This is a genomic window from Glutamicibacter sp. V16R2B1 (assembly GCF_005774635.1).
Taxonomy (GTDB): Bacteria; Actinomycetota; Actinomycetes; order Actinomycetales; family Micrococcaceae; genus Glutamicibacter; species Glutamicibacter creatinolyticus.
Genome location: NZ_VATX01000007.1, coordinates 36,297 through 61,227 on the forward strand (window position 1 = coordinate 36,297; position 24,931 = coordinate 61,227).

Annotated in this window: 23 protein-coding genes and 1 riboswitch; of the genes, 13 read left to right on the forward strand and 10 right to left on the reverse strand. The window is 67.0% G+C overall.

The features are described from left to right. Complete coding sequence (locus FDN03_RS04315) at positions 1–1,683, reverse strand: sensor histidine kinase (RefSeq protein ID WP_138174455.1); 1,683 nt, start codon at positions 1,681–1,683, stop codon at positions 1–3. Positions 1,684–1,853: 170 nt separating this feature from the next. Here FDN03_RS04315 and FDN03_RS04320 point away from each other — a divergent pair, with 170 nt between their 5' ends. The 4 genes from FDN03_RS04320 to FDN03_RS04335 all read left to right on the forward strand — a co-directional run bounded on the left by FDN03_RS04320 (position 1,854) and on the right by FDN03_RS04335 (position 6,461). After that, the gene (locus tag FDN03_RS04320; protein WP_138174457.1) at positions 1,854–3,266 is read left to right on the forward strand and encodes a CitMHS family transporter; all 1,413 of its coding nucleotides are present in this window, start codon (positions 1,854–1,856) and stop codon (positions 3,264–3,266) included. 62 nt (positions 3,267–3,328) lie between these two features. Beyond that, positions 3,329–4,249, forward strand: coding sequence for a 3-methyladenine DNA glycosylase (locus tag FDN03_RS04325; protein WP_138174459.1), 921 nt, complete (start codon positions 3,329–3,331; stop codon positions 4,247–4,249). A gap of 46 nt (positions 4,250–4,295) precedes the next feature. Then, positions 4,296–4,790 (forward strand): hypothetical protein, encoded by a 495-nt coding sequence (locus FDN03_RS04330; RefSeq protein WP_138174461.1) that lies wholly within the window; start codon positions 4,296–4,298, stop codon positions 4,788–4,790. A gap of 87 nt (positions 4,791–4,877) precedes the next feature. Further along, positions 4,878–6,461: a sodium:proton antiporter gene (locus FDN03_RS04335; protein WP_138174463.1), complete on the forward strand. Its 1,584-nt coding sequence runs from the start codon at positions 4,878–4,880 to the stop codon at positions 6,459–6,461. On the opposite strand, the gene rlmC is transcribed toward FDN03_RS04335, so the two are convergent. Then, positions 6,458–7,603: a 23S rRNA (uracil(747)-C(5))-methyltransferase RlmC gene (gene rlmC, locus FDN03_RS04340; RefSeq protein ID WP_138174741.1), complete on the reverse strand. Its 1,146-nt coding sequence runs from the start codon at positions 7,601–7,603 to the stop codon at positions 6,458–6,460. The two genes, FDN03_RS04335 and rlmC, sit on opposite strands and share 4 nt — an antisense overlap. Positions 7,604–7,757: 154 nt before the next feature. Here rlmC and FDN03_RS04345 point away from each other — a divergent pair, with 154 nt between their 5' ends. Beyond that, on the forward strand, positions 7,758–8,711 hold the full coding sequence (locus FDN03_RS04345) for an ankyrin repeat domain-containing protein (RefSeq protein ID WP_138174465.1): 954 nt from the start codon (positions 7,758–7,760) through the stop codon (positions 8,709–8,711). A 20-nt stretch (positions 8,712–8,731) separates the two neighbouring features. Here FDN03_RS04345 and FDN03_RS04350 read toward each other — a convergent pair whose 3' ends face one another. Further along, positions 8,732–9,154, reverse strand: a complete 423-nt coding sequence (locus FDN03_RS04350) for a YchJ family metal-binding protein (RefSeq protein ID WP_246049680.1) — start codon at positions 9,152–9,154, stop codon at positions 8,732–8,734. Positions 9,155–9,357: 203 nt separating this feature from the next. Between FDN03_RS04350 and purS the strand changes: the two genes are divergently transcribed. The 4 genes from purS to FDN03_RS04370 all read left to right on the forward strand — a co-directional run bounded on the left by purS (position 9,358) and on the right by FDN03_RS04370 (position 14,358). Then, entirely contained in the window at positions 9,358–9,609 is a 252-nt protein-coding gene (gene purS / locus FDN03_RS04355) for a phosphoribosylformylglycinamidine synthase subunit PurS (protein WP_054820624.1), read from the forward strand. Then, positions 9,609–10,361, forward strand: a complete 753-nt coding sequence (purQ, locus tag FDN03_RS04360; RefSeq protein WP_138174467.1) for a phosphoribosylformylglycinamidine synthase subunit PurQ — start codon at positions 9,609–9,611, stop codon at positions 10,359–10,361. The genes purS and purQ overlap by 1 nt, the downstream gene beginning before the upstream one ends. Beyond that, positions 10,358–12,673 (forward strand): phosphoribosylformylglycinamidine synthase subunit PurL, encoded by a 2,316-nt coding sequence (gene purL, locus FDN03_RS04365; RefSeq protein ID WP_138174469.1) that lies wholly within the window; start codon positions 10,358–10,360, stop codon positions 12,671–12,673. The genes purQ and purL overlap by 4 nt, the downstream gene beginning before the upstream one ends. A gap of 563 nt (positions 12,674–13,236) precedes the next feature. Continuing rightward, entirely contained in the window at positions 13,237–14,358 is a 1,122-nt protein-coding gene (locus FDN03_RS04370; RefSeq protein ID WP_138174471.1) for a siderophore-interacting protein, read from the forward strand. A 14-nt stretch (positions 14,359–14,372) separates the two neighbouring features. Here FDN03_RS04370 and FDN03_RS04375 read toward each other — a convergent pair whose 3' ends face one another. Then, positions 14,373–15,713: an LLM class flavin-dependent oxidoreductase gene (locus tag FDN03_RS04375; protein WP_138174473.1), complete on the reverse strand. Its 1,341-nt coding sequence runs from the start codon at positions 15,711–15,713 to the stop codon at positions 14,373–14,375. Then, a complete protein-coding gene (locus FDN03_RS04380; RefSeq protein ID WP_138174475.1) occupies positions 15,710–16,513 on the reverse strand; it encodes a 3-oxoacyl-ACP reductase in 804 nt (267 codons plus the stop codon). The genes FDN03_RS04375 and FDN03_RS04380 overlap by 4 nt, the downstream gene beginning before the upstream one ends. A gap of 79 nt (positions 16,514–16,592) precedes the next feature. Continuing rightward, positions 16,593–16,687, reverse strand: a riboswitch (TPP riboswitch). A gap of 143 nt (positions 16,688–16,830) precedes the next feature. Here FDN03_RS04380 and FDN03_RS16390 point away from each other — a divergent pair. The 4 genes from FDN03_RS16390 to FDN03_RS04395 all read left to right on the forward strand — a co-directional run bounded on the left by FDN03_RS16390 (position 16,831) and on the right by FDN03_RS04395 (position 20,772). Further along, positions 16,831–16,989: a hypothetical protein gene (locus FDN03_RS16390; RefSeq protein WP_171021127.1), complete on the forward strand. Its 159-nt coding sequence runs from the start codon at positions 16,831–16,833 to the stop codon at positions 16,987–16,989. 146 nt (positions 16,990–17,135) lie between these two features. Next, positions 17,136–17,864, forward strand: a complete 729-nt coding sequence (locus FDN03_RS04385) for an HNH endonuclease family protein (RefSeq protein ID WP_138174477.1) — start codon at positions 17,136–17,138, stop codon at positions 17,862–17,864. A 201-nt stretch (positions 17,865–18,065) separates the two neighbouring features. Next, entirely contained in the window at positions 18,066–18,275 is a 210-nt protein-coding gene (locus FDN03_RS04390) for a hypothetical protein (RefSeq protein WP_138174479.1), read from the forward strand. Positions 18,276–18,537: 262 nt separating this feature from the next. After that, complete coding sequence (locus FDN03_RS04395) at positions 18,538–20,772, forward strand: bifunctional UDP-sugar hydrolase/5'-nucleotidase (protein ID WP_138174482.1); 2,235 nt, start codon at positions 18,538–18,540, stop codon at positions 20,770–20,772. A gap of 121 nt (positions 20,773–20,893) precedes the next feature. Here the strand turns inward: FDN03_RS04395 and FDN03_RS04400 are convergent, their stop codons facing one another. The 5 genes from FDN03_RS04400 to FDN03_RS04420 form a co-directional block, all read right to left on the reverse strand. Beyond that, positions 20,894–21,217 (reverse strand): putative quinol monooxygenase, encoded by a 324-nt coding sequence (locus FDN03_RS04400; protein WP_138174484.1) that lies wholly within the window; start codon positions 21,215–21,217, stop codon positions 20,894–20,896. 13 nt (positions 21,218–21,230) lie between these two features. Further along, on the reverse strand, positions 21,231–21,632 hold the full coding sequence (locus tag FDN03_RS04405; protein WP_138174486.1) for an MmcQ/YjbR family DNA-binding protein: 402 nt from the start codon (positions 21,630–21,632) through the stop codon (positions 21,231–21,233). Between the two features lie 94 nt (positions 21,633–21,726). Further along, on the reverse strand, positions 21,727–22,143 hold the full coding sequence (locus FDN03_RS04410; protein ID WP_054820967.1) for a CoA-binding protein: 417 nt from the start codon (positions 22,141–22,143) through the stop codon (positions 21,727–21,729). Between the two features lie 130 nt (positions 22,144–22,273). Beyond that, on the reverse strand, positions 22,274–23,692 hold the full coding sequence (locus FDN03_RS04415; RefSeq protein WP_138174488.1) for an NtaA/DmoA family FMN-dependent monooxygenase: 1,419 nt from the start codon (positions 23,690–23,692) through the stop codon (positions 22,274–22,276). Further along, on the reverse strand, positions 23,693–24,916 hold the full coding sequence (locus tag FDN03_RS04420) for an acyl-CoA dehydrogenase family protein (RefSeq protein ID WP_138174490.1): 1,224 nt from the start codon (positions 24,914–24,916) through the stop codon (positions 23,693–23,695). It abuts the gene before it with no gap. Positions 24,917–24,931: the final 15 nt, after the last annotated feature.

Here is a 24,931-nt window from a genome sequence, read left to right on the forward strand (position 1 = left end):
TCAGCCCTTCCTTTCCTCGCTTAGTACCGACGGCAGCCGGGCGGCAATGACCGCCCCGCCGTGCTCCCCGCCCCGGTCGGCCACCCACACGTCCCCGCCGCGGGCCCGGGCCAGCCGGCGGATCAGGGGCAGTCCCACCCCGTGTCCGTGCCCGGCACCGAGCTGGCTGCCGGTGGTGACCGCGGGATTGAAGATGTCTTGTGCGGTGGTGATGCCCGCCCCCGAATCGGCTACCGCCAGGTGCAGGGTGCTCCCCTCGGACAACAGGTCGACTTCCACCCACCGCGGCCCTTCAGCCCCTAGTGAAGCAGTAAATGCATTATCAAGCATATTTCCAAGGACCGCAGTGACGTCCTGGGCGTCGTGGGCGCTGGCGACCGGCGCGTAGAGCATTGAGTCCGGGGAGATGCGCAGCTCGATTCCCATTTCGTGGGCGCTGATCCCCTTGGCCGCAATGAACGCGGCCAGATAGGGGTCGCTGATGGTTTCCAGCCCCTGGACCGGGACAATGGCCGGCCCCGAGTCGGTGACCTCACGCAGGTAGTCGCGGGCCTGGTCGATCCTGCCCTGGTGCAGCAGTCCCAGCACCGCGTGCATCCGGTTGGCGAATTCGTGGCGCTGCGCGCGCAGCGCGTCGGCCATGTCCTGCACCGCATCCAGCTTGGTGCCCAACGCCTCAACCACCGTCACGTCGCGCAGCAGGATCACCTGGCCCAGGTCCACCCCGTCGCGCACCACGTCATTGATGCGCGCGATCAGCGAGGTCTGGCCAACCTCCAGGCGCACCGGGGTGCGTTCGCGCTGCCGGATGGCGGTGACCAGCCGCTCGTTCAGTCCGGCGGCCGCGTAGTGGCGGCCCACCACGTCGGCCAGCTCGGTGCGGTGCGGCAGCCCGAGCATCTGCCGGGCGGCCTTGTTGCGCACCGTGATCACCCCGTCGCTGCCCAGGCCCATCACCCCGTCGGTCACCCCGTAGAGCACGGCCTGCTGGTCGCGGACCAGTTGGGCGATTTCCGCCGGTTCCAGCCCCAGGGTCTCACGCTTGAGCCGGCGCACCGTCGCCCGGCCAACCAGGGTGGCCAGCACCGCGGCCAGCAGCGCGAAGAGGATGATCCAGGAAATGGAGACCAGCAGGGTGCGGGTCAGCGACTCGGTGGCCAGCCCGACCGAGACCTCCCCGACCACGGCGTCAGTGCCCGGGGCCCGGACCGGCACCTTGGCGCGCACCGAATCGCCCAGGGTGCCGTGCTCCCGCGAGACATCCTCCACCCCGCTTAGCGCAACCGGATCGGTGGAGACCCGCTGGCCGATCTGCCGCGGATTCGGGTGGGTCAGGCGCAGCCCGCGGTCCTCGGTGATCACCACGAACGCGGCCCCGGTGTCCCGCCGGACCGCCTCGGCCTGCGCCTGCAGCGGCCCACGGCGCAGCGAACCGGCGTCGAGCCGCTCACGTTCGGCCTGCTCGGCGGCCACCTGGCGCACCTGCGGATCGGCGGCCACGGTGCGGGCGATACCCAGGGCCGTGGCTTCGGCACGTTCAAAGACCTGGTCGTAGCGCACCGCGATGGTCGCGGCGGTCACCACCAGGATCAGCAGCCCAAGCACCGCGAACTGCAGGCGCATGATGCGCGAGGCGAAGTGCTTGCCGCTCAGGCGGCGGCTGGTGGCGGTGGTGGAGCGCATTTACCCAGCATACGGGCCGGGGAGATTTTAATGAGCAAAAAGCGGTCAAAAACTAAAAGCGATCAGAACCCGGCACAAGCCGCGGTCGTGACGCAGCCCACGTAGCGTCAATGGCGTACCCGCCCCACGGGTGCAATCATCAACGTTTTTCCGCCAAGGAGGTCGGTGCAATGTTAGTTGCCCTCGGATTCCTCATGGTCGCCACCTTCATGGTGCTGATCATGACCAAACGCATGACCCCGATGCTGGCACTGATCATTGTGCCCACCGTGTTCGGGCTGTTCGCCGGGGCCGGGCTGGGCCTGGGCGACATGGTGATGGACGCCGTGAAGTCGATGTCCGGCACTGCGGCCCTGCTCATGTTCGCCATCATGTACTTCGGCATCATGATCGACGTGGGCCTGTTCGACAAGCTGGTGGCCGCGATCCTGAAGCTGGTCGGCAACGACCCGGCCAAGGTCGTCATCGGCACCGCGCTGCTCACCGCCGTGATCTCGCTGGACGGCGACGGCTCCACCACGTTCATCGTGGTCACCGCCGCCCTGCTGCCGGTGTACCAGCGCTTGGGCATGAGCCCGGTGGTGCTCACCTGCGTGGCCGGCCTGACCAACGGCACCCTGAACGTCGTGCCCTGGGGCGGGCCCACCGCCCGCGCCGCGGCCGCCCTGGGCGTGGAGGCCACCGACATCTTCGTGCCGATGCTCCCCTCCCTGGGTGTCGCGCTGGTCGTGGTCGGCATCTTCGCCTGGCAGCTAGGCCTGTCCGAGCGCCGCCGGCTGCACCGCGAAATGCCCGAGGTGTGGGGCACCGAGCTGGGCGGCGGCGCGCTGAACCGCCCGAAGGCCCCGGCCGGCGGCCCGGGCTCCTCCCCGGTGGCCGTGCTGCAAGCGGTGGCCACCAAGGGCGATGGCAGCGAACGGCCCACCATGGACGGAACCGCGCTGGACCCGAACCGCGAGACGCTGCGCCCGAAGCTGTTCATCTTCAACCTGGTGCTCACCGTGGCGATCATGGTGCTGCTGATCATCGACGTTGTTCCGCTGTCCTACCTGTTCATGGTCGGCACCGGCATCGCCCTGGTGGTGAACTTCCCGAAGGTCAGCGACCAGATGAAGATGATCACCGCGCACTCCAGCGAAATCATCGCCGTGGTCTCCATGGTGCTGGCCGCCGCGGTGCTGACCGGCGTGCTCTCGGGCACCGGCATGGTCGATGCGATGAGCGCCTGGCTCGTGGACATCATCCCGGATTCCATGGGCCCCTACCTGGCCGTGCTCACCGGCCTGATCTCCGTCCCGGCGACGTTCTTCATGAGCAATGACGCGTTCTACTTCGGTGTCCTGCCGGTGCTGACCGAGGCCGGAGCCCACTTCGGCATCGACGCGGTGGACATGGCCCGCGCCTCGATCACCGGCCAGCCGGTGCACATGCAGTCTCCGCTGGTGCCCGCGATCCTGCTGCTGGTCTCCATGGCCAAGGTTGACCTGGGCGATCACCACAAGAAGGTGCTGTGGCGGGCCCTGGTGGTCTCGCTGGTGATGCTCGCCTCCGGCGTGCTCTTCGGCGTGATCCACATGGGCTAGACCCACTTCCCACGCCGCTGGCCGCTGGCCGCCACCGCCTCAGGGGCGGGATAATGGGTGCCATGCCCACGCCTGAAACCGTCCTGCTGCCCGCCGCCGCATGGGGCGAGCGCGCCCTGGAGCATGAGCGGCGCGCACGCAGCTTCGGCGAGGCCTTCACCACGCGGCGGATGAGCGGGAAGAAGCACCCGGTTGAGGACTTCCTGTTCACCTACTACACGCAGAAGCCCGGCCAGTTGTACCGCTGGCATCCAGGGGCCGGGGTGCAGCTGGCCGGGGAACCGGCCCGGCAGCGGGCCCACTGGAAGTTCTACCGGGTTTCCGAGGTGGACGGCACGCCGGTCGCGCAGGTCGATCTCGCCGCGTTCGCCGCCGCACGGGCCCGGATGGTGGAGTTCGCCCGGGTGATCCTGCGCGGCACCGCGAGCCGCCCCGCCAGCTTCTCCTGCTTTGGACTGCACGAGTGGGCGATGGCCTACAAGTCCGAGGAGAACGGGATCCGGCACGAATACCTGCCGCTGCGGCTGGGCGCGGCCGGCACCGACCGGGTGGTGGAGAGGCATCGGATCCGCTGCACCCACTTTGACGCCTTCCGCTTCTACACCCCGCAGGCCGCGCCGCTCAATGAGCTGCAGCCCACCCGGGAAACCCAGCGGGACCTGGAACAGCCCGGGTGCCTGCACGCCAACATGGACCTGTACAAGTGGGCGTACAAGCTGGTGCCGCTGGTCTCCAGTGAGCTGATGATGGACTGCTTCGAGCTGGCCTGGGACATCCGCACCATGGACATGCAGGCCTCCCCCTACGACCTGGCCGAGTGGGGCTACTCGCCGATCCGGATCGAAACCGCCGAGGGCAAGGCCCGCTACGTGCGGGAGCAGAAGCGCTTCGCCGAACGCGCCGACGTGCTGCGTTCGCGGCTGCTGGCAGTCGCCGAATCCGTGGCGCTGCCGGCCTCCGGCAACACCTTGAGCACCAGCTAGCGCCGGGACGCTGGCGGCCGGGCTGTGCTTCAAGCCACAATGGACTATGGACGTTCTACGCTTGGCGCGCCGCGCCGGACTTTCGCTGACCTGCCTGCTGGCCCTGATGGCGGCCAGCGGCTGCGCGCAGGTCGAGCCCGACGGGCAGCAGCCAACGACCACGGTCAGCAGCAGTTCCGCCTCCTCCCCCAGCCCCACGGATCCGGCCGTGGACACCGCGCTGACGGTGGAGCTGTACGCCGACGGCACGAACCTGAACAGCCAGTACACGCTGAGCTGCCGGGGCGCCGAGCCGGTGGATTCGAGCACCGTCCCGGATGCGGCGGCGGCCTGCGCGCTGATCGAGGAGAACCCGGCGGTCCTCGCCCCGCAGCGCCCGGCCTCCCAGCCGTGCACCGAGCAGTACGGCGGGCCGGACCGGGCCGTGGTCACCGGCACCCACCGGGGCGACGCGGTGGAAACCTCCTTTACGCGCAGCAACGGCTGCGCGATCGCCGAATGGGATGCGCTGGCTCCACTGCTGGGCCACGGCGGACTCTAGGCGACCTGCCACCCGCGGACCGACACGGAAAAAAGTTGATGAAAATCAACTACATTTGATCGTGTGACAACTAGGATTTGAGGTGTCATGGAATTCTTCCTCCTCACCGTCGCCCTGCTCTTTGTCACCGTGCTGGTGGTGGGAGTTTCCGAACGCATCGGACTGCCCTATCCGATCCTGATGCTGCTGACCGCGCTGGTGGCCGGCTTCCTGCCGTTCATGCCGACCCTGCACATCGACCCCGAACTGATCCTGCCGCTGTTCCTGCCGCCGCTGCTGTTCGCCACCGCCCAACGCAGCTCCTGGTCGGTCTTCCGGCTGCGCTGGCGCACGCTGATCCGCATGGCGGTGCTGCTGATCGTGGTCACCGCCGGCGCCGTGGCCGCCACCGTCTGGGCCTTCGTGCCGCTGCTGTCCCTGCCCCTGGCCATCGCGCTGGGCGCCATCGTCGCCCCGCCGGACCCGGTGTCCGTGGACGCGATTGCCACGAAGGTGAAGATGCCGCGCCGGCTGACCTCGCTGCTGGAGACCGAGGGCCTGTTCAACGACGCGATGGCGATCGTGATCTTCCAGCTGGCGGTGAACGCCACCATCAACCGCACCGACGTGGGACTGGAAATCATCCCGCAGTTCGTGCTCGGCGCCGCGGCCGCCACCATCCTGGGCATTGCAATGGCCTGGCTCGTTGGGGCGATGAACCGCTTCGTGCCGAACCTGGTGGCCCGCTGCGCGGCCACGCTCGTGGCCCCCTATGCGGTGTACCTGCTGGCCGAGGAGGTGCACGCCTCCGGGGTGATCGCGGTGGTGGTCACGGCGCTGGAGCTGGGCCGCCGGGCCCGCCCACAGGACTCCCGTGAACGGCTGACCCGCACCGCCTTCTGGGAAGTGCTGGAGATGCTGGCCACGGGCCTGGCGTTCGGGTTCATGGGCATTGAGATGAACCGGGTGGTCATCGAGGAGGGCGCGCACCTGCTGACCTTCATCCCGCAGGTGGCCCTGATCTGCGCGGTGGTGATCCTGGTGCGCCTGGCCTGGATCTTCGCCACCTACTACCTGCCGCACGTGCGGGCGCAGGGCCTGTCCGCCGCCAAGGACTCGCTGGTGCTCACCTGGTGCGGGATGCGCGGGCTGGCCACCCTGGCCCTGGCGCTCGCGCTGCCGGTCAGCGACGCGGCCGGGCAGGCGATCGAAGGCCGGAACTTTGCGGTGGTCACCGCCTGCGCGGTGCTGCTGACCACGCTGGTGATCCCGGGGCTGACCCTGCCGGCGCTGATGCGGGTGCTGAAGATCCAGGACAATGTGGAGCTGCTGGGGCGCAAGCGGCGCAAGCTGGCCAACCGGGCACAGCACACCGCGATGGAGACCCTGAAGGCCTCCCCGGACCTGGACAGGCTGCCCGATGACTACCGGGAGCTGGTGACCCGCCGGCTGCAGACGCTGCACACCCTGCTGCTCAGCGAGGAGTCGCAGGTGGAAAGCGACACCCTGCACGGGCAGAAAATGGCCAAGTACCGCAAGCTGATCCACATCTCCGATTCCCTGCAGAGCCAGGCGCTGGACGCGGCCCGCAATGAGCTGCTGCGGGCGCGCAACGAACCGGGGGTGGACCCGCACATGGTCGATGAGATCATTCACCGCCTCGACCAGCGCACCATGATCCTGGACCGCTAGCCGTTGTCCGCCGTCCGGGGGCGGCGCTGCAGGCGCACAATCACCTCATAGTGGTTGGTCTGCGGGAACATGTCCATCACCCGTGCCTGGACGGCGGTGAACCGGTCCATGCGCCGCAGGTCCTTGGCCAGGCTCACGGCGTTGCAGCTGGAGTAAATCACGTGCTGCACCTCAGAGGCGTTCAGCCAGTCGGCCAGGGTGGGCCCGATGCCGCGCCGCGGCGGGTTGACGACGACCAGCTGCGGGGCCTGGTCCTGGGCCAGGGCAAACTGCGTGGCGTCCCCGGCGATGAACCGGGTATCGGCCAGCCCCAGGTCCGCAGCGCTGCGTTCGGCCGCGCGCACCGCCTCGGCACTGGTTTCCACCCCGGTCACGCTGCGCCCCGGTGCGGCGGCGTGCAGTGCGAACCCGCCGACCCCGCAGTACAGGTCCCAGACGCTGGCCGGCTGCAGCTGCCGCACCCAGCTGGCGGCCTGGCGGTACAGGGCGGCGGCGATCGGCGTGTTGGTCTGGAAGAAGCCCTGCGGGCGCAGGTGCATCCCAATGCCGTTCAACTCCATCGGCAGGGTCTGGGCGGCGCTGAGCACGATCTCCTCACTGCCTTCGAGCACGGCCTTGTGCTCGGGCAGGAAGTTCACCGAGACCACCTTCGCCGCGGGCAGCGCCTTGGAAAACAGCGGCAGCGAATCGCGCAGCGCCACGAAGTGCTTCTTGGTGCGCAGCACCCAGCGCACCATCAGCTGCCCGGAGGGGGCCAGGGTGATGATCACGTGCTTGAGCTCACCCTTGCGCCGCGGCACGTCATAGGGGATCAGCCCCAGCTGGCGGATGAAGTGTTCGATGACGGGAAACGCGGCGCGCAACGCCGGGTCGCAGACCCCGCAGTGGCGCAGGTCCACCCCGTGCCCGTCCGCGTCCAGGATCCCGATGGTGGGGTTCTCGCTGGTGCCGGAAATCACCATTTTCGCCTTGTTGCGGAACCCTGATTCGACGCTGGGCTGCGGGGGCAGGAAGCGCAGCTGCTCATGCCCGGCCAGCAGCTGGGCGCAGTGCTCGGCCTTGCCCTGCAGCTGCTGCTGGTAGGGGCGGGTAATTTGGCTGCAGGAACGGCACCGGCCGGCCGAGAAGTAGAGGCATTGCATGATGCTGGCCATGTTATCGAATCCGCCCCGCTGCCAACTAAGTGAGCTCGACGCTGATTGCCCGGGATTTTTCAGGTTCCGGCGATAGGCTCAAACCCAGTTGCTTCGCTGGGGCGTAGCATGATGACCGCACTCGCAACCCCGGAAAGGGACAATGGTTCAGCAGATTCGACGCCGCTCGCTTCGTCGTCCCCTGGCCTTCACGGCCCTGCCCTTGGCCGCTGCGCTGGGTGTCAGCGGCTGCTCGGCCCCGTCCCAACCGGCCCAGCCCGTCGCTCCCACCTCGTCTTCGGCCCCCGAGGCCGCCGCACAGGGTTCCGGCCAGGTCGCGGCCGCCCCACAGCCCAGCAGTGACCCCAAGGCCAGCAGCACCGGCAAGGCGCCGGCCACCACCGAACCGGCCCCCTCCACCGCTGCGAGCAAGACCGCCGATGAGGTGGCCCCCCTTTCCAGCGCCGGCACCGGCGCGAAGGCCCCGGCGGTGTCCCTGCTGCCTAGCACCAGTGCCAGCTACGACAAGGCGACCACCCAGCTCCTGGATGCGGTAAAGAACAAGAAGGTCGCCCAGGCGGAGAAGGCCGTTGCCGACGGCGCGGACCTGGAGGCCCGCGACAGCTACGGGCGCACCGCGCTGCTGAAGGCGGTGGTGAACAAGGACGAGGCGATGGCCCTGAAGCTCTTGAAGCTGGGCTCTGACCCGAACGCCACCGATGACTTCCACGAATCCGCCTACCTGCGCTCCAGCGCCGAGGGAATGGTGCCGGTGCTCTCCGCCGCGATCGAGCACGGTGCGGACCTGGAGGCCACCAACCACATGGGCAGCACCGCGCTGATGATGGCCAGCGAAAACGGTGAGGTCGAATCCGTGCGGCTGCTGCTGCAGCACGACGTGGAGGTCGACCACGTCAACGACCTGGGCTGGACGGCGCTGCATGAGGCCGTCGTGCTGGGCCAGGGCTCCTCGAACTTCGTCAACGTCGCCCGGCTGCTGCTGCTGGGCGGGGCCGATGCGACGATCAAGGACCGCACCGGCAGCGACGCGCTGGAGCTGGCCAGCGAACGCGGGCTGTCGCAGATGGTGCAGGCCATCCGCAGCGCCTCGCGCTAGGGTGCGGCCGCGCCCGGCGGCTACAGGGCGTCCAGGTAGAACCAGGCCCCGTCTTCCTTGACGAACGTGCTTTTTTCGTGCTGCGTGCCCACCCCGTCGGCCGCACGGTAGCTGGCCTCGAACTCCACCACCCCGCGCGAGGCTGATTCCTGGCCGGCCCGGGTGGAAAGGATCCGCAGCCCCAGCCAGTGCACACCCGGGTCGAAGTCGATGCTGCGCGGACGGGTGCTCTCATGCCAGGTCGCCAGCAGGTAGTCGGCCAGCTGCAGCACAAACGCGCTGTAGCGTGAACGCATCAGCTGTTCGGCGCTCTGCGGCAGCGCGCTGGCATCGGCCCGTCCCGCGTGCCAAGGGGCGCAACAGCGCCCATAGCTGCGCGCGTGCTCCTCGGCGACCCGGCAAGGGCAGGTCGCCGCGAGTGAAGTGCTCAGTGAAGTAGCCACGCCTCCAGCGTACTGCCTGGCTGCGCCCGGCACCCGTGCGGCGGGCGGGTTCCGGTCCCGGGGATAGCTGGCTCACACTCGGCCCAGCACCGGTCACATTGCCGGTAGACTGGATGGGCAAGCTCGCGGAGCGCCAATCCCCCTGGTGTGAGACGGCAACTCCGTGTGGCATTTAACCCCCTCGCGCACAGGAGATATGCCGGATGCCCCGGATCGTTGTTGATGTCATGCTCAAGCCAGAAATCCTTGACCCCCAGGGCAAGGCGATTGCGGGAGCACTGCCCCGCCTTGGCTTCTCCTCCTTCGAAGCTGTCCGCCAGGGCAAGCGCTTCGAGCTGACCGTGGAGGGCGAGGTGACCGAGCAGATCCTCACCCAGGCCCGTGAGGCGGCCGCCACCTTGCTGTCCAACCCGGTGATCGAGGACGTCGTCAACGTCGAGGTCGTCGCGGACTAATGAGCACCGAACTGCCCCTGATTGGCGACTATTCGACGCCCAGTGCTGAACTGTCCGGCGCCCGCATCGGCGTGGTGACCTTCCCCGGAACACTGGATGACCGCGACGCCGCCCGTGCGGTTCGCGCCGCAGGCGCCCAGGCCGTGGCGCTGTGGCACGCCGACACCTCGCTGGGAGAGGTGGACGCGGTGATCATCCCCGGTGGCTTCTCCTACGGCGACTACCTGCGTGCCGGGGCGATCTCCCGCTTCGCCCCGATGATGGACAAGATCGTGGACGCGGCGAACTCCGAGGCGAAGCTGCCCGTGCTGGGAATCTGCAACGGCTTCCAGATCCTGACCGAGGCGCACCTGCTGCCCGGTTCGATGATCAAGAACGACCATCTGAAGTTCATCTGCCGCGACCAGGTGCTGCGCGTGGAGAACAACCAGACCGCCTGGACCGGTGAGTACGAGCAGGGTGAGGAAATCACCATCGTGCTGAAGAACCAGGACGGCCAGTACGTGGCCGATGAGAAGACCCTGGACGCGCTGGAGGCGGAGAACCGCATCGCGTTCTCCTACGTGGGCTGGAACCCGAACGGCTCCCGCCGCGCGATTGCCGGGGTGAGCAACCAGGCCGGCAACGTCGTGGGCCTGATGCCGCACCCGGAGCACGCCATCGAGCCCGGCTTCGGGCCGGACCACCGCGGCACCGACGGCCTGCGGTTCTTCACCAGTGTTCTGACCCACCTTGTTGGAGGCAAGAAATGAGCAAGGACGTCGCTCAGGAATTCAATATCGACACCGTGGAGAATGCCTCGGCCACCCCTCAGGTTCAGCTGCCCTGGGCCGAACTGGGCCTGAAGGAAAACGAGTTCGACGAGATCGTCAAGATCCTGGGCCGGCGCCCCACCGCCGCCGAGCTGGCGATGTATTCGGTGATGTGGTCCGAGCACTGCTCCTACAAGTCCACGAAGAACCACCTGCGCCAGTTCGGCGCGAAGGTCACCGAGGAGATGAAGAAGGACCTGATGGTCGGCATCGGCGAAAACGCCGGCGTGACCGACCTGGGCGACGGCTGGGCCGTGACCTTCAAGATCGAATCGCACAACTCCCCCTCCTACGTGGAGCCCTACCAGGGTGCGGCCACCGGCATCGGCGGCATCGTGCGTGACATCATCTCCATGGGCGCCCGCCCGGTGGCGGTCATGGATCCGCTGCGTTTCGGCGCCATCGACCATCCGGATTCCCAGCGTGTGGTGCACGGGGTGGTCTCCGGCATCGGCGGCTACGGCAATTCGCTGGGCCTGCCGAACATCGGCGGGGAAACCGTGTTCGACCCGATCTACCAGGGCAACCCGCTGGTCAACGCGCTGGCCGTGGGCGTACTGCGCCACGAGGACCTGCGCCTGGCCAACGCCTCTGGCGTGGGCAACAAGGTGGTGCTCTTCGGGGCACGCACCGGCGGGGACGGGATCGGCGGCGCCTCCGTGCTGGCCTCCGAGTCCTTCGACGACTCCAAGCCCTCCAAGCGCCCGGCCGTGCAGGTCGGTGACCCGTTCGCCGAGAAGGTGCTCATCGAGTGCTGCCTGGAACTGTTCAAGGCCTCCCTGGTCGAGGGCATCCAGGACCTGGGTGCCGCGGGCATCTCCTGCGCCACCAGCGAGCTGGCCTCCAACGGCGAGGGCGGCATGCACGTGGAGCTGACCAACGTGCTGCTGCGCGACTCGACCCTGACCCCGGGCGAAATCCTGATGTCCGAGTCCCAGGAACGCATGATGGCGGTGGTCTCCCCCGAAAACGTTGAGGCGTTCGAGGCCGTCATGGCCAAGTGGGGCGTGGAGTACTCCTGGCTGGGCGAGGTCACCGACACCAACCGCCTGGTCATCACCTGGAACGGCGAAGTGATCGTGGACGTGGATCCCAAGACCGTCGCCCACGACGGCCCGGTCTACGACCGCCCATACGCCCGCCCCGACTGGCAGGATGCGCTGCAGGCCGACACCTTCCGCTCCTCCGCGGCCGGGCAGGACCTGCCGGGCACCGGTGAGCAGCTCAAGGCGGCGGTGCTGGAGTTGATTGCCAGCCCGAACCTGTGCGACAAGTCCTGGATCACCCGCCAGTACGACCGTTACGTGGGTGGCAACACCGCGCTGGCCTCCCCGGATGACGCCGGCGTGGTGCGCGTGGACGAAGCGAGCGGGCTGGGGGTGGCGATCGCCACCGACGCCAACGGCCGCTACACCTACCTGGATCCTTACGCAGGAGCGCAACTGGCGCTGGCCGAGTCCTACCGCAACGTGGCCACCTCCGGGGCCATCCCGGCGGCGGTCTCCGACTGCCTGAACTACGGTTCCCCCGAGGACCCGGACGTAATGTGGCAGCTGGCCGAGGGCATCCGCGGACTGTCCGACGCCTGCATGGAGCTGGGCGTGCCGGTCACCGGCGGCAACGTGTCGCTGTACAACCAGACCGGGGAGAAGGCCATCCACCCGACCCCGGTGGTCGCCACCCTGGGCAAGCTGGATGACGTGGCCCGCCGCACCCCCTCCGGGTGGCGCGCCGAGGCCGACGGGCAGGCGATCTACCTGATCGGCAAGACCCTGGATGAGCTGGACGGCTCCGAGTACGCGAACCTGCGCGGGCACCTGGGCGGGCTGCCGCCGAAGGTGGACCTGGCCGCGGAGAAGGCGCTGGGCCAGATGCTGATCAACGCCAGCCGCGACGGCATGATCGACGCCGCGCACGACCTGTCCGAAGGCGGCCTGGCCGCGGCGCTGTCCGAGATGGTGCTGCGCTACGGCGTGGGTGCCCGGGTGGCGCTGGATGAGGTCATGACCCGTGATGGCATCGACGCGTTCACTGCGCTGTTCTCCGAAACACAGGCCCGCGCCCTGGTCGCGGTGCCGCGCAGCGAGGAAGTGCGCTTCAACGACATGACCAGCGCCCGCGGGATCACCGTGGCCCGGATCGGTGTGGTGGACGCCGAGTCCAACGCGCTGGAGGTCCAGGGGCACTTCACCGCCTCGGTGGAGGAACTGCGTGAGGCCCACGAGGGCACCATGGAGAAGTACTTCGGTTAATCGCCACTCTCCGATTTAACGCAACGGCCCGTTTCCCCCTCGCGGGGAGACGGGTCGTTGCGTTTCCCCCTCTCCGCAGGGGTGAGCCTTCCCATCTTGTACATGGCGGTGATGACCAGAGTCCCTTTGGGCGCAATGCGCCGAGTGCTTTCCCCGGTATTGGTCGCTTGGCGGGTGCAATGGAAATGCCATGGTCCACATAGACGTTATCCCCGGACACCTCTGCCGCGAGAAGAACCTAAATCTGCAGATCTGTATTCTGGGCTTTGGTAGATGCGCGGACGTATCTGCGCAGCCTGAACTTTAGTACGTCAAAGCTGTCTCGCAACTAACGATGGCAAATAAAATTTTCGATTCTTCCGCCTTGAGGTTCACGGTAGCCGTGTAATAGTGCAAGGTAGGGCGGCGCTATGGGGAGTCATGTCGGTAGCGGAGGTGAGCCGCCCCATCTTGTATCCCAGCTCGGCAGCGCGCAGACTCGAGGTGCCGGCCCAAGCGCGGTGGGCCGGGCCAGTGCGGCACCGCCACCCGATACCCGCGCATGATTCGAAGGGGGCCGGCAGATGTCGAAGCACCAGAGGCAGAAGTACCCGCGCCCCGGACGAGGCGAGGGGGCTCCGAGTGGCGCTGATCTGTTCGTCCTGCAGGTGCTTGAACGCGCCGAGCAGGCCGGGGCGAAGGCCGGGATCAAAGCGGTGAGGAAGGCGCTGAAGTACGCCCACACCCCTGGCTTCGAGTTGAGCCCAGAGCAGCAGGAGCAGCTTCGGGCGGCCGCCGAACGTGCCGGGGCCGCCGCGGCCCTGCTCGAAGCCCGCGACATGCTGCACGGTTCCGCGCTCCACGCACCGCACCGTGAAGGGGAACCCGCCGAGGCACCGGTCTCCGCCGCCCCCGAATCCGACCAGCCCCGTGTGGCGCCGGCGCAGGGCAAGGGCCAGCACGTGCTGGAGATCCGCCGGAGCGAGCAGTTGAGCCCACAAATGCTGCGGATCATCGCCGGAGCACCACAGCTGGACGGTTTCCAGCCCAACACGAAGGCCGACCAATATGTGAAGGTCTACTTCGCCGACCCCCAGCTGGGCCTTGAACCGCCCTATGACATTAAGGCGCTGCGGCAGCACCTGCCCCGCCACCAGGTGCCCCGCTCCCGCTCCTACACCATCCGGTGGGTGGACCGCGCCGCGCAGGAACTGGCCATCGACTTCGTGCTGCATGATCAACCCGGTTCCGCCGGGGAGTGGGCGCAGGCCGCGCGCCCCGGGGACCGGCTGGTGATCTCGGCGGCCCGCGGCAAGTTCAGCCCGGACCCGGACTCGCAGTACTTCGTCCTCGGCGCCGATGAAACGGCGATCCCGGCGGCGTCCCGCGCCCTTGCCGCCCTGCCCGAGACGGCGCTGGGCGTGGCCCTGCTGGAGGTGGCCGGGCCGCAGGGCGAACTGCAGATCCCCCACCCTGCGGGAGTGGAGCTGCGCTGGCTGCACCGCAATGGACAGCCTCCGGGCACCACCGACCTGCTGGCCGAAGCTTTCCTGGAGCTGCCCACTCCCCCGCCACAGAGCACGGTGATCGCCCACGGCGAGCGCTCTGCCGCCAAGGCGATCTCCCGCATCGTCGCTGGCTGGGGCCTGGACAAGAAGCGGGTGCACGTCTCCTCCTACTGGACGCTACGCACCCGATCGCGCTGAACCGGCCCCGGCCGCTATCCGGGCTGGCTGGCTTCTTCGCGGGGCCGGGACGATGCGGGCAGGCCCAGTCCCAGATGCCCGCGCAGGGTCGAGGAGGAGTACGCGGTGCGGAAAAGTCCCCGGCGCTGCAGTTCGGGGATCACCAGGTCCACGAAATCCTCGATGCCGCCGGGCAGAGTGGGCGGCATCAGGTTGAAGCCGTCCGCCGCCCCGCAGTCCAGCCACTGCTCCATCTCATCGACAATGGACTGCGGGGTACCGATCATGGTGGCGTGTCCGCCTCCGGCGGCCAGCAGCCCCAGCAGTTCGCGCACCGTGGGCTGGTGCACGGCGATCAGCCGCTGGATCGTGGCATAGCGTCCCTTCGGTCCGGTGAAGCTGTGCAGTGGCGGCAGTTCGGGCACCGGGGCATCCAGGTCCCATCCGGAGGTGTCCTGCTGCACGAAGACGCCCAGCTGCTTGAGCGCGTCACCGGTGGGCAGCAGCTCGTTCAGTCGGCGCTGCTTGGCCCGGGCTTCCTCATGCGTGCGCCCCACATAGGTCACCAGACCCGGCATGATCGCCACCGCTTCCGGGTCGCGTCCGGCCGCGGCGATCCGGGAGCGCAGATCGGTACCGTAGTCCAGGGCCATCTGCCGATCGGCGGCCACCGCGTACACGGCCTCGGCATACTTCGCGGCCAGCTCCCGACCCTGCGGGGAGGAGCCGGCCTGGAACAACACCGGGGCCCGCTGCGGGCCGCCGGGAACGTTCAGGGGGCCACGCACCGTGAAGTGCTCCCCCACGTGTTCGATGGGCTGCAGAAGTTCCGGGCTGGCGAAGTCCCCGTCCCGGCTGGCCTGTATGGCCTGGGCCGGGAAGGAATCCCACAGTCGGCGCACCACCTGAATGAATTCATCGGCTCGCGCATATCGGGTGTCATGGTCCCCCAGCCCGGGCATCGAATGGTTCTGCGCCTCGGCATCCCACATGCTGGTGACCACGTTGACCCCGGCCCGTCCGCCGGAGAGGTGGTCCAGGCTGGCCAGCATTCTGGCGGCATGGAATGGGGAGTAGAAGCTGGAGGAGACAGTACACACCAAGCCTATGTGTTCGGTGTGCTGGCTCAACGCCGAGAGCAGGGTCAGCGGCTCGTAGAACCAGGTGGGTCCGGCCTTTGCGGCCTGCGGGGAGATGGATTGGCCGTCGGCCAGGAACACCGCGTCCAGCAGCCCGCGCTCTGCGGTCTGCGCCAGCTGCGTGTAGTACCCGGTGTCGCCCAGGCGTTCGGCAGCGGAGTCCGGGTCCCGCCAGGCAGCCTGGTGGTGGCCTGCACCGTAGATGAACAGGTTGAGTTTCAATTGCTTGGGGCTCATCCCTTAACCAGTCCCCCATCCACGATCAGGTTCTGTCCGGTCACGCCGCGGGCCCAGGGGGAGGCGAAGAACAGGACGGCGTCCGCCAGTTCGGCCGGGCTGGTGACCTTGCGCAGCGGTGTGCCGGAGGCGATGAAGTCAAAGACCTCTTCCGGGGTGGCCGCGGAGGCGTCGGTCGTGCGCAGCAGTCCGCCCGAGACCATGTTCACGGTGATCCCCTCGGGTCCCAGGTCATCGGCGAAGGTGCGGGTCAGCGACAGCAGTGCCGCCTTGGTGGCCGTGTAGTCGTGGTACGGGACCACCGGATGCTGGAAGAGGTTCGTGCCGATATTGATGATCCGTCCAAAACCGGCTTTGCGCATGTTCGGCAGCACGGCCTGGATTGCGGCGACCGGGGCCAGCACCGACCCGGTGAACTGCTTGCTCAAATCGGCCGCGCTGAGTTCGCCAGCCTTGGGCCGGGCGTCCCCGTTGAAGGAGAAGTCGACCAGCGCGTTGTTGACCAGCGTGGTCAGCGGCTTGCCGAAGTGCTCTTCGGCCTGGCGGACCAGGTCCTTCAGCTGCCCGGCTTCACGCACATCAGCCTGTACGGCCAGGGCCTGTTCGGGGTAGCGGACAGCCAGATCGTTGGCGGCCTGCCCCGAGGAGTGGTAGTTGAGGACCACGTTCGCTCCGGCGTCCAGGAAGGCGGTGCTGATGGCCGCGCCCAGCCCGCGCGCGGCGCCAGTGACCAACACCTGCTGCTCTGCCAGGGGCAGAGCACTGTTGCTGGTTTCGACGGTGGTGGTTTGTGTGTTCATGGTGTTCGAACTCCTTGAATGTGGGTCAAGGCGAACGGAACCCGGTGGATACGCCGCAGCCACTCAAAGGTGCGGGGCATCGTGGAATCCAGGACATTCCCTTCGCCAGTACTAACTGGTGCAGGTTCGACGGGTGTTTTCTCAGCCGCTGCGGCGGCACCCCGTGTCACTAACCCCATTCCTACCACATCCAGCGACCAGGCACCGACTTGGAGACTTTTTGGCCCGGACAATGCCGAGGCCGCGCCGTTGCCGTTACGAAAACGGACGGGACCGGACTCCTTGTCGCTTTGCCGGAACCGGCCTACGGTGAGGATATGGACACGGTAAATGACAAGGGCAAGGACCCCTACGCACCAGAAAACATCGACACCGGCGAAGTGTCACCCGAGCAGCTGAAGAAGTGGCGTGATGAGGGCGGGGCATCGCACACCCGTCCGGGCCAGGACGAGGATCCGGGAACCGCGACCAACTAGCGCGGTCTGCGTCACGGACACCACATGAAGGTGCCCCGGCGGTTCGGGCGATAGTGTCGCCCCGAAGCGATAAGGTGCTGGCTGTACACCACAGGCAGCACCTTATTTTTGGTGCGCCCACTGCATCGAAGGGAACCTTCTACCGCATGCGCAGCCCGCGTCGCTTCATCACCCTGGCCCTCTTGCTTGGCTCACTGTCACTGACCTCATGCTCGGCCGGGACGCTCAGCGATTTCAACCCCGACGCCGCTCCAGGGCAAACGCAGTCACAAGCCCCCTCCACCGGCGGCCCCATCACCGAAGAGCAAAGCCTTGAGTTCGCAGAATCGCTGGCGTTGCTTGAGGAAATCGACGTCAAGGGCCGCGCCCCGAAGACCGGGTACTCGCGCGAGGAATTCAGCAAGGGCTGGAAGGACCCCGACCGCAACGGGTGCGACGCGCGCAATGACATTCTCGCCCGGGACCTGAAGGACGTGGAATACCGGGAGGGACGCATTGAATGCGTGGTGCTCAGCGGCGTACTTGATGACCCCTACACCGGCAAGAGCATCTCCTTTGTGCGCGGGCAGGGAACCAGCAGCGCGGTGCAGATCGACCATGTGGTGGCGCTTTCGGATGCCTGGCAGAAGGGCGCCCAGCAGTGGGACGCCGAAACCCGCCTGAACTTTGCCAACGACCCGCTGAACCTGATGGCTGTGGATGGCCCGACCAATGCATCCAAGGGCGACAAGGACGCGGCAACGTGGCTGCCGCCCAACCGCTCCTTCCGGTGCAGCTACGTTTCCCGTCAGACGCAGGTGAAGGCGAAATATGACGCGTGGATGACAAAGGCCGAACAGGCGGCCATTGAGAAGATCCTGCGCAGCTGCCTCTAACCGCGCACACCCCCGGCTCACGGCGGTGAACCGGTTTTTCCTAGGTTTACCCTGCTCCCCGAGGCGCCGCTTCATCCCACTGCGGTAGGTGAGCAGGCACATCTAGTCCTTTCGGAGGATTCCTTCGGACAACTATTTGTGCAATTATTGTAATTACAGTCATTGGTTTTTCACGGGACAGCGTGGTCTACGGAACAAGGGATGCGTGATGCAGAGATGAAGATGCGGCTTCTGGGGGTTGCGCTTTTGGTGTGCGGTGCCGCGGTCTTCATCTTTGCCCTCAACGTCCAGCATCGTGAGTTGGCCTACGGTCTGCTTACCGGGGCATACCTGCTCTTCGTGCTGGCCGTATGCGCGCTGGTCGGACGAATCGTGGGAGCCTCGCGGGTGGGGCCACCCAGCGGCGAATGATCCGCACGCCCCCGTTGCGGCTCTGCACCGAAGCCGGCCACGATCACACGGTGAACGTGAAAGATCTGCTTGATAGTCAAACTGTGGCGCGGATTTCGCGATGAAAGCCGACCAGGCCGACCCGCTGCGGGAACGCCGTGTGAAGCGAGGCCACGTGAACGGCCCCCGACATCAACCCCACACTTCATCAAAAAGTATCGACAGGTTCACTCCCGTGGGATAAACATGTGACGATCACTTGTTTACCTCTAGGGGATTTTCCATGTCTACCTCCAGACGTCTGCCCAGGGTCGGTTTCACTGCCCTGGCGTCCTTTTCGCTCATTGCCTCCGGCGCCGTTGGCGCGCAGGCAGCGCCCACCGACCCAAGTCGGGCCAAGGAAGTAGAGCTCAACCTGCTGAGCATCAATGACTTCCACGGACGCATCCAGGCCGAGGGCGAATCTGCCGGAGCTGCAGTACTGGCCGGAGCGGTCGCAAAATATCGGCAGGAGAATGCGAATACCCTCTTTGTCTCGGCCGGCGACAACATCGGTGCCTCCACGTTCGCCTCCGCTTCACAGCAGGATGCGCCCACGATTGACGCGCTCGGCGCCGCCGGGTTGGACCTGTCGGTGGTGGGCAACCACGAATTCGATCGTGGTTTCCAGGACCTGGAGGAGCGTGTAATCCCCCGCTACGGCACCAAGTCCAAAGCCGAAGGAGCCGAGGGGGCGGACTATGCCCTCGGCGCGAACGTATACGAGAAGGGCACCAGCAAGCCGGTCCTCAGGGAGTACACAATCCGCGAAGTCGACGGTGTATCGGTCGGGTTCATCGGCACGGTCACCGCGGACACGGCCACGCTGGTTAGCCCCAGCGGGATCAGCGACCTCACCTTCGGCGACCAGCTCGAGGCCGCCAACCGGGTGGCAGAGAAGCTGAGCGACGGCGACAAGAAGAACGGTGAAGCCGACGTGCTGGTGCTGCTGACCCACGACGGATCCGAAAGCACGGCCTGTGACACGATTGCCAAGGAATCAACGGATTATGGGCAGCTGATCCGCAATGCCGATGAGCACATCGACGCCATCATTTCCGGACACACCCATAAGCCCTACCACTGCTCAGTGCCAATCGCGGGCACTGACCAAACCCGGCCGGTGATCCAGGCGCATCAGTACGGCACCACCCTGGGCGAAATCTCCCTGAGCATTGATGCCAGCGACGGCACGGTCACGCAGTCGGACTCCAAGCTTGTCCCCTTGGCTGCCGAAGGCGGCTCGGCTTTCAAGCCAAACGCTGCCGTCACAGAGATTGTTGACAAGGCCGTTGCCGAATCCGAAGAAGTAGGCCAGCAGGAAATCGGCGCCATCAGCGCCGACATCCTGCGCGGCGGCGAACCGGCAGGTGATGACCGCGGCGTGGAATCCACCCTGGGTAACACCATCGCCGATGTCCACTTGTGGGCGACCTCCAACGAGGACTTCGGCGGGGCCCCGGCACAAATCGCCTTCATGAACCCCGGTGGTCTGCGCGCTGATCTGCTGTACGGCCAAAACGGCATCGTCACCTACAAGGCAGCCGCGGACGTACAGCCCTTCGCCAACACCCTGATCACCATGGACATGACCGGCGCCCAGCTGTATGAAGTGCTCGAACAGCAATGGCAGCCGGAAGGAGCTTCCCGTGAAAAGCTGCACCTGGGGATCTCCGAAGGACTGAGCTACACCTACGTGGAGGACGCGGCCCGCGGTGAGCACATCACGTCGGTGAGTTTCAACGGAAAGCCCGTCGCCGACTCTGACACGTTTCGGGTCGCGGCCAACGCGTTCCTGGCCTCCGGCGGGGATAACTTCACGGCCTTCGCCGAAGCCAAGGACCATGCCGACAGCGGCCAGGTGGACCTGGACGCCACGGTGAACTACTTCAAGTCCCACGACGTCGTGGATCCAGCGCCGCTGGGCCGCGCCGTGCAGGCGGGCGCCGAATGGGCCACCGTGAGCCTCTCCTCGGCCACCCTCGCTCCTGGCGCCACCCTGGAGGTGGCGGTTTCCGATTTGGAGCCCGGGGCGAAGATCTCGGCCAGCGCCTTCGACGGGGAGGTTGAAGTTCAGGACATCGCCGCGGCCGATGGCGCCGGCTCCACCTCCTTCCAGCTGACCGCGCCTCAAAAGCTGAAGGAAGGCCAGTACCAGTTGGTGATCTCGCAGGTGGGCCGGGAGGACATTTCCGTGCCGCTCACGGTAGCTGTCGAGGCACCCACCACGCCGAGCACGGAACCCAGCCCGCAGCCGAGCGCCTCGCCCACGGCGTCCCCGTCGGCGTCGCCGTCGCCGACCCAGTCAACCCAAAGCCCCGCGCCGCCACGCCCGGACGCTTCCCAGTCACCGGCACCCGATCATCAGGATCTGGCCGACACGGGCTTCGCGTACTCGAGCATCGGCATCGTTGCCGCGGTCATCCTGGTCGTTGGGCTGCTCATGGTGCTGCTGCGTCGCCGGGGCAACACCCACTAGAGGCCGAGAGCCCAGGGAGACAAGGTGAAGATTAACGTCAAAAGCACCGCCAGCGGCGGTGCTTTTGACGTGTCGACGCCCTGACCCCGGCCGGGGAAGCGGGGTCGCTCAGCGGCAGAAACTAGTCGATCTTCAGCTCGCCCATTTCTTCCCAGCCCTGACCATCGACCTTGCGGGAAATGATCTTCGGGGTGGACACCAGGGCCGGACGCATGGCTTCCAGACCTGCGGCGAAGTGCGGGCCATTGACGTGGGTGGCGGCCGCTTCGTCGTCACGGAACCCCTCAACCAGCACAAACTCGTTCGGGTCTTCGACGCTGGTGGACCAGTCGAAGAACAAGTTGCCCTCCTCGGCGCGGGTGGTGCGGGTGAACTCGGCGACGCGGTCCATGAAGCTGTCGGTGAATTCGGGCTTTACCTGAAACTTAACAACGATGAAGTACATGCCACCAGTCTAGTTAGCCGCCGCCGGTGTGTCTCTTGATTTGGATGGCGCTCCGGTCACGTGCCGGCATTGCCTCGATCACCAGGTCATAGGAATCCTCGACCAGTTCGCGCATCACCTGCGGGTCCAGTCCCACGCGCACTGAGTTCCAGTGTCTTTTGTTCATGTGGTAGGCGCCGGTGATCTGTTCGTGCTCGTCTCGCAGCCGTTCGGCGATGGCCGGTTCACACTTCAGGTTCAGCAGCAGTTCGCCCTGATGCACCATCAGCAGGGCAAACATCTTGCCCTTGGCGCGGTCCCGTCCGGCAACCTTGAACACGGTGCTGTGTTCCCCAAAGGGGAAGTCTTCGTAGGCTCCGGGCATGGACAGGCACAGGGTCCGCCACACTTCGTGGTGTTCCTCCAGCGCGCTCATTTCCACCGTCCCGGATCTCCGCCGCGTCCGGTTCCCACGGTAGCAGTCGCCGTCCGGGGCAGGGACTGGGGTGGGCTCCTTCGCAGCACTGGCGCTAGAGAAGCGGATATTCGATCTTCGGGCAAGTGTCCATGACCACCTCGAGCCCGGCGTCCTTGGCGCGCTGCGCGGCGGCTTCGTCGACAACGCCCAGCTGTAGCCAGACGGCGCTGGCGCCGACCTCGATGGCCTGGTCCACGATGTCCCCGACCTTCGCCGAGTTCACGAAGCAGTCCACGACGTCGATGTGCCCGGGGATCTGATCCAGACGCTCATAGCCGGTTTCCCCCATGACGGTTTCCCCGCTCAGGGATACCGGCAGGATCTGCATTCCCAGCTGTTCCTTCAGGTAGCGGGCAATGGAGGGGGCCACCCGCCGCGGGTTGTTCGTCAATCCCACCACGGCCCAGCGGGCGGGGGTGGTCAGCAGCCGGCGGATAACCTCTGGATCATTGACATGTTTGGCGTTCATGCCGTCACCCTACCCCGGGTGCGGGCAGGGGAAAACCACCGCTGCGAACTTGCAGCGGTGGTTCAGGTGCGGGTAGCGGCCCGGCCTCCCCCAGCCATCCAAGGGGCCGCTACCCGGGTCTTGTGTCCGGCTACGGGACCAGGTTCTGCTCCGGTTGGCCGCTGACGGCGCTGGAGTGCGTGAATGCCCCGCGGTACGCGGCGGCCGGGTGGTTTGACGGCAGCCGGTCCCCGCGCCCGAACACCTTGTGGCGCAGGCTTCCCGGGGTGTACTGGGTTTGCGCCAGTCCGCGGCGACGCAGTTCGGGCAGCAGCCCGTCAATGAAGTTGTCGTAGGAGCCGGGCAGCACGTGGTTCATGATGTTCAGCCCGTCGATGCCCGCGTCCTGCCACTGCTCCAGCTGGTCGGCGATCTGTTCCGGGGTTCCCACCAGCTGCTGGGCCTTGGCCCGGTAGTGGGCCAGATCCCGCAGCGTCGGGTTGCCGCCGGGGGTGGAGGCCAGCACCGCTTCGAGCACCCCCTGGGCGCCTTCGGTCTGCACCTGGCCCAGCGGGGTGTCCAGATCCAGTCCGCCCAGGTCGATTCCCAGCCCGCCGCCGATGTGCGCGATGATCGCGTGCGGGTCCAGGTACTGGTCGTATTCGGCTTCCAGCGCCTTGGCCTCCGCCTCGGTGGAGCCCACCACGAAGGAAAGCCCGGCGAACACCTTCAGGTCCTGGCGGCGGCGCCTGGCCGCCTGCAGGTTCGTCTCCAGCTGGGCGACCTTCTTGGCCACGTACTGCGGGTGCGGAGCGAACAGGAAGGTCGCCTCGGCGTGGGTCGCGGCGAACTGGGTGCCGCGCGGGGAGGAACCGGCCTGGAAGAGGAAGGGGGTGCGCTGGGTGCTGGGCACGGCCAGGTGCGGCCCGTCGATGGAATAGATCTGGCCGCGGTGGTTGATCTTGCTGACCTTGTCCGGATCCGCGTAAATCCCGTTGGCCTTGTCCGCCAGCACCGCGTCGTCCGCCCAGGAGCCTTCCCACAGCTTGTAGGCGGCCTCCACGTATTCCTCCGCCCAGCTGTAGCGGTCATCGTGGGCGACCAGGGAGGCTCCCCCGAAGTTGCGGTGCGCGTTTTCCAGGACGCTGGTGACAATGTTCCAGGCGACCCGGCCGTTGGAGAGGTGGTCCAGGGTGGAGAGCTGGCGGGCGAACTGGAAGGGGTGGGCCTGGATGACCGAGCTGGTCATGGCCAGCCCGATCTGCCCGGTGCCGGCGGCCAGCGCGGAGAGCAGCACCAGTGGATCGTGACTGGGCACCTGCAGCCCCTTGCGCACGTGGGAGGCCCAGCCGCCCTCGTGGTCCCCATAGAGGCCCACCACGTCGGCGAAGAACATGGCGTCGAACTTCGCGTCCTCCAGTTTGCGGGCCAGGTCCACCCAGGGCGCCAGTTCGTGGAATCGGTGCTGCTGGGCCTGCGGGTGGCGCCACATGCCGCCCAGGATGTGGCTGGAGGTGGTCATCAAGAAGGCGGACAGCAGCAGGCGCGGTCGCTGGTCAAAGGTTCCCATTTACTTCTTTCCCTTCGCTTCGCCAATGGAGTTCAACCCGGTGGGGATGGTGCCGTTGATGAAGTAGTCCCCCACGGAGCGGGCCTTGAACGCGACCGGGTTGTGGGTGGCCACGGTGCGCGCGTTGCGCCAGTAGCGGTCCAGCGACTTGCTGGTGGACACCGCGGAGGCGCCGGTGACGTCGAACAGCTCGCTGGTGGCATCCAGCACCAGCTTCGGGGTGGCCACGTGGGCCTGCTGCACCGCCAGTTCGGCACGCAGGTAGGCCTGCTGCTCGTCCAGCCCCAGTGCCGCATCGTGGGCGGCATCCAGTTCCCGGGCGGCGGTGATGACAATCGACTCGGCGGCAAACACATTGGCGGCCAGGCGCCCCACCAGTTCCTGGATCTGTGCGTCATCGCGGAACAGCGCCCCGGAACCGGTGTTGAAGGTGCGGGTGCGCGCGGCCACCAGCCCGGCCGCCTCGCCACGGGCCGCCTTGCCGATGCCCACCAGCACGGCCAGCAGGCACAGCTGGAAGAACGCCGGTTCCAGGGTGGAGGCGACCTTGCGCTGGATGATGTTCTGCTCCTGCACCGGGACATCCTCAAAGATGGCGGTGCCGGTGCCGGTCAGCGGCTGGCCGAAGCCGTCCCAGTCATCCAGGATCCGCACGCCCGGCGCGGTGCGTTCCACGACCGCGTACTGCCGCCCCTCCACGCCGTCCGTGGAGGCCATCACCACCACCCAGTCGGCGAAGATGGAGCCGGTGGTGTAGTACTTTTCCCCGCGCAGCACCCACCCGGCCCCGGTGTTGATCAGCTTAGTGTTCGTGGCGCCCAGGGCGTTGCCGCCGCGTTCGGTGGCGGCGTTGCCGAAGATTTCGCCGGCCAGCACCCGCGGGAACCAGCGGTCCTGGAACTCGGCGGGCTGCAGCGCGATGGTCTCCACGAAAGAGAAGTGGCTGCGCAGCAGGTGGGCGACGTTGGAGTCGGCGGCCGCCAATTCGATCAGCAGCCGGAACAGGTCGGTGTGGCTCACCGGCGTTCCGCCGTGGCTGGCCGGGACCCGCAGCGCCGTGAAGCCGGCGTCCTTGAGCCACGCCACCTGCTGGTAGGGCAGTTCACGGTGTTGTTCGCGCTCCCGGGCGCCCTGGGCGATGCGGGTGAAGACCGGGCGAAAGCGTTCCAGCAGGCGTTGGTAGACCGCTTCGTCGCTGGTGGCCTGGATGGCGTGGGTGCTCATGCTCCTCTTTTCGTG

What these genes read in the sequence shown, in the direction of transcription:
- FDN03_RS04400 (WP_138174484.1), bottom strand. Translation starts at nt 21,217, where the DNA reads ATGTACTTCATCGTTGTTAAGTTTCAGGTAAAGCCCGAATTCACCGAC.
- FDN03_RS04335 (WP_138174463.1), top strand. Translation starts at nt 4,878, where the DNA reads ATGGAATTCTTCCTCCTCACCGTCGCCCTGCTCTTTGTCACCGTGCTG.
- purL (WP_138174469.1), top strand. Translation starts at nt 10,358, where the DNA reads ATGAGCAAGGACGTCGCTCAGGAATTCAATATCGACACCGTGGAGAAT.
- FDN03_RS04385 (WP_138174477.1), top strand. Translation starts at nt 17,136, where the DNA reads ATGCGCAGCCCGCGTCGCTTCATCACCCTGGCCCTCTTGCTTGGCTCA.
- FDN03_RS16390 (WP_171021127.1), top strand. Translation starts at nt 16,831, where the DNA reads ATGGACACGGTAAATGACAAGGGCAAGGACCCCTACGCACCAGAAAAC.
- purQ (WP_138174467.1), top strand. Translation starts at nt 9,609, where the DNA reads ATGAGCACCGAACTGCCCCTGATTGGCGACTATTCGACGCCCAGTGCT.
- FDN03_RS04405 (WP_138174486.1), bottom strand. Translation starts at nt 21,632, where the DNA reads ATGAGCGCGCTGGAGGAACACCACGAAGTGTGGCGGACCCTGTGCCTG.
- FDN03_RS04380 (WP_138174475.1), bottom strand. Translation starts at nt 16,513, where the DNA reads ATGAACACACAAACCACCACCGTCGAAACCAGCAACAGTGCTCTGCCC.
- FDN03_RS04390 (WP_138174479.1), top strand. Translation starts at nt 18,066, where the DNA reads ATGCGTGATGCAGAGATGAAGATGCGGCTTCTGGGGGTTGCGCTTTTG.
- FDN03_RS04410 (WP_054820967.1), bottom strand. Translation starts at nt 22,143, where the DNA reads ATGAACGCCAAACATGTCAATGATCCAGAGGTTATCCGCCGGCTGCTG.
- FDN03_RS04330 (WP_138174461.1), top strand. Translation starts at nt 4,296, where the DNA reads ATGGACGTTCTACGCTTGGCGCGCCGCGCCGGACTTTCGCTGACCTGC.
- purS (WP_054820624.1), top strand. Translation starts at nt 9,358, where the DNA reads ATGCCCCGGATCGTTGTTGATGTCATGCTCAAGCCAGAAATCCTTGAC.
- rlmC (WP_138174741.1), bottom strand. Translation starts at nt 7,603, where the DNA reads ATGCAATGCCTCTACTTCTCGGCCGGCCGGTGCCGTTCCTGCAGCCAA.
- FDN03_RS04345 (WP_138174465.1), top strand. Translation starts at nt 7,758, where the DNA reads ATGGTTCAGCAGATTCGACGCCGCTCGCTTCGTCGTCCCCTGGCCTTC.
- FDN03_RS04375 (WP_138174473.1), bottom strand. Translation starts at nt 15,713, where the DNA reads ATGAGCCCCAAGCAATTGAAACTCAACCTGTTCATCTACGGTGCAGGC.
- FDN03_RS04325 (WP_138174459.1), top strand. Translation starts at nt 3,329, where the DNA reads ATGCCCACGCCTGAAACCGTCCTGCTGCCCGCCGCCGCATGGGGCGAG.
- FDN03_RS04320 (WP_138174457.1), top strand. Translation starts at nt 1,854, where the DNA reads ATGTTAGTTGCCCTCGGATTCCTCATGGTCGCCACCTTCATGGTGCTG.
- FDN03_RS04420 (WP_138174490.1), bottom strand. Translation starts at nt 24,916, where the DNA reads ATGAGCACCCACGCCATCCAGGCCACCAGCGACGAAGCGGTCTACCAA.
- FDN03_RS04370 (WP_138174471.1), top strand. Translation starts at nt 13,237, where the DNA reads ATGTCGAAGCACCAGAGGCAGAAGTACCCGCGCCCCGGACGAGGCGAG.
- FDN03_RS04415 (WP_138174488.1), bottom strand. Translation starts at nt 23,692, where the DNA reads ATGGGAACCTTTGACCAGCGACCGCGCCTGCTGCTGTCCGCCTTCTTG.
- FDN03_RS04315 (WP_138174455.1), bottom strand. Translation starts at nt 1,683, where the DNA reads ATGCGCTCCACCACCGCCACCAGCCGCCGCCTGAGCGGCAAGCACTTC.
- FDN03_RS04395 (WP_138174482.1), top strand. Translation starts at nt 18,538, where the DNA reads ATGTCTACCTCCAGACGTCTGCCCAGGGTCGGTTTCACTGCCCTGGCG.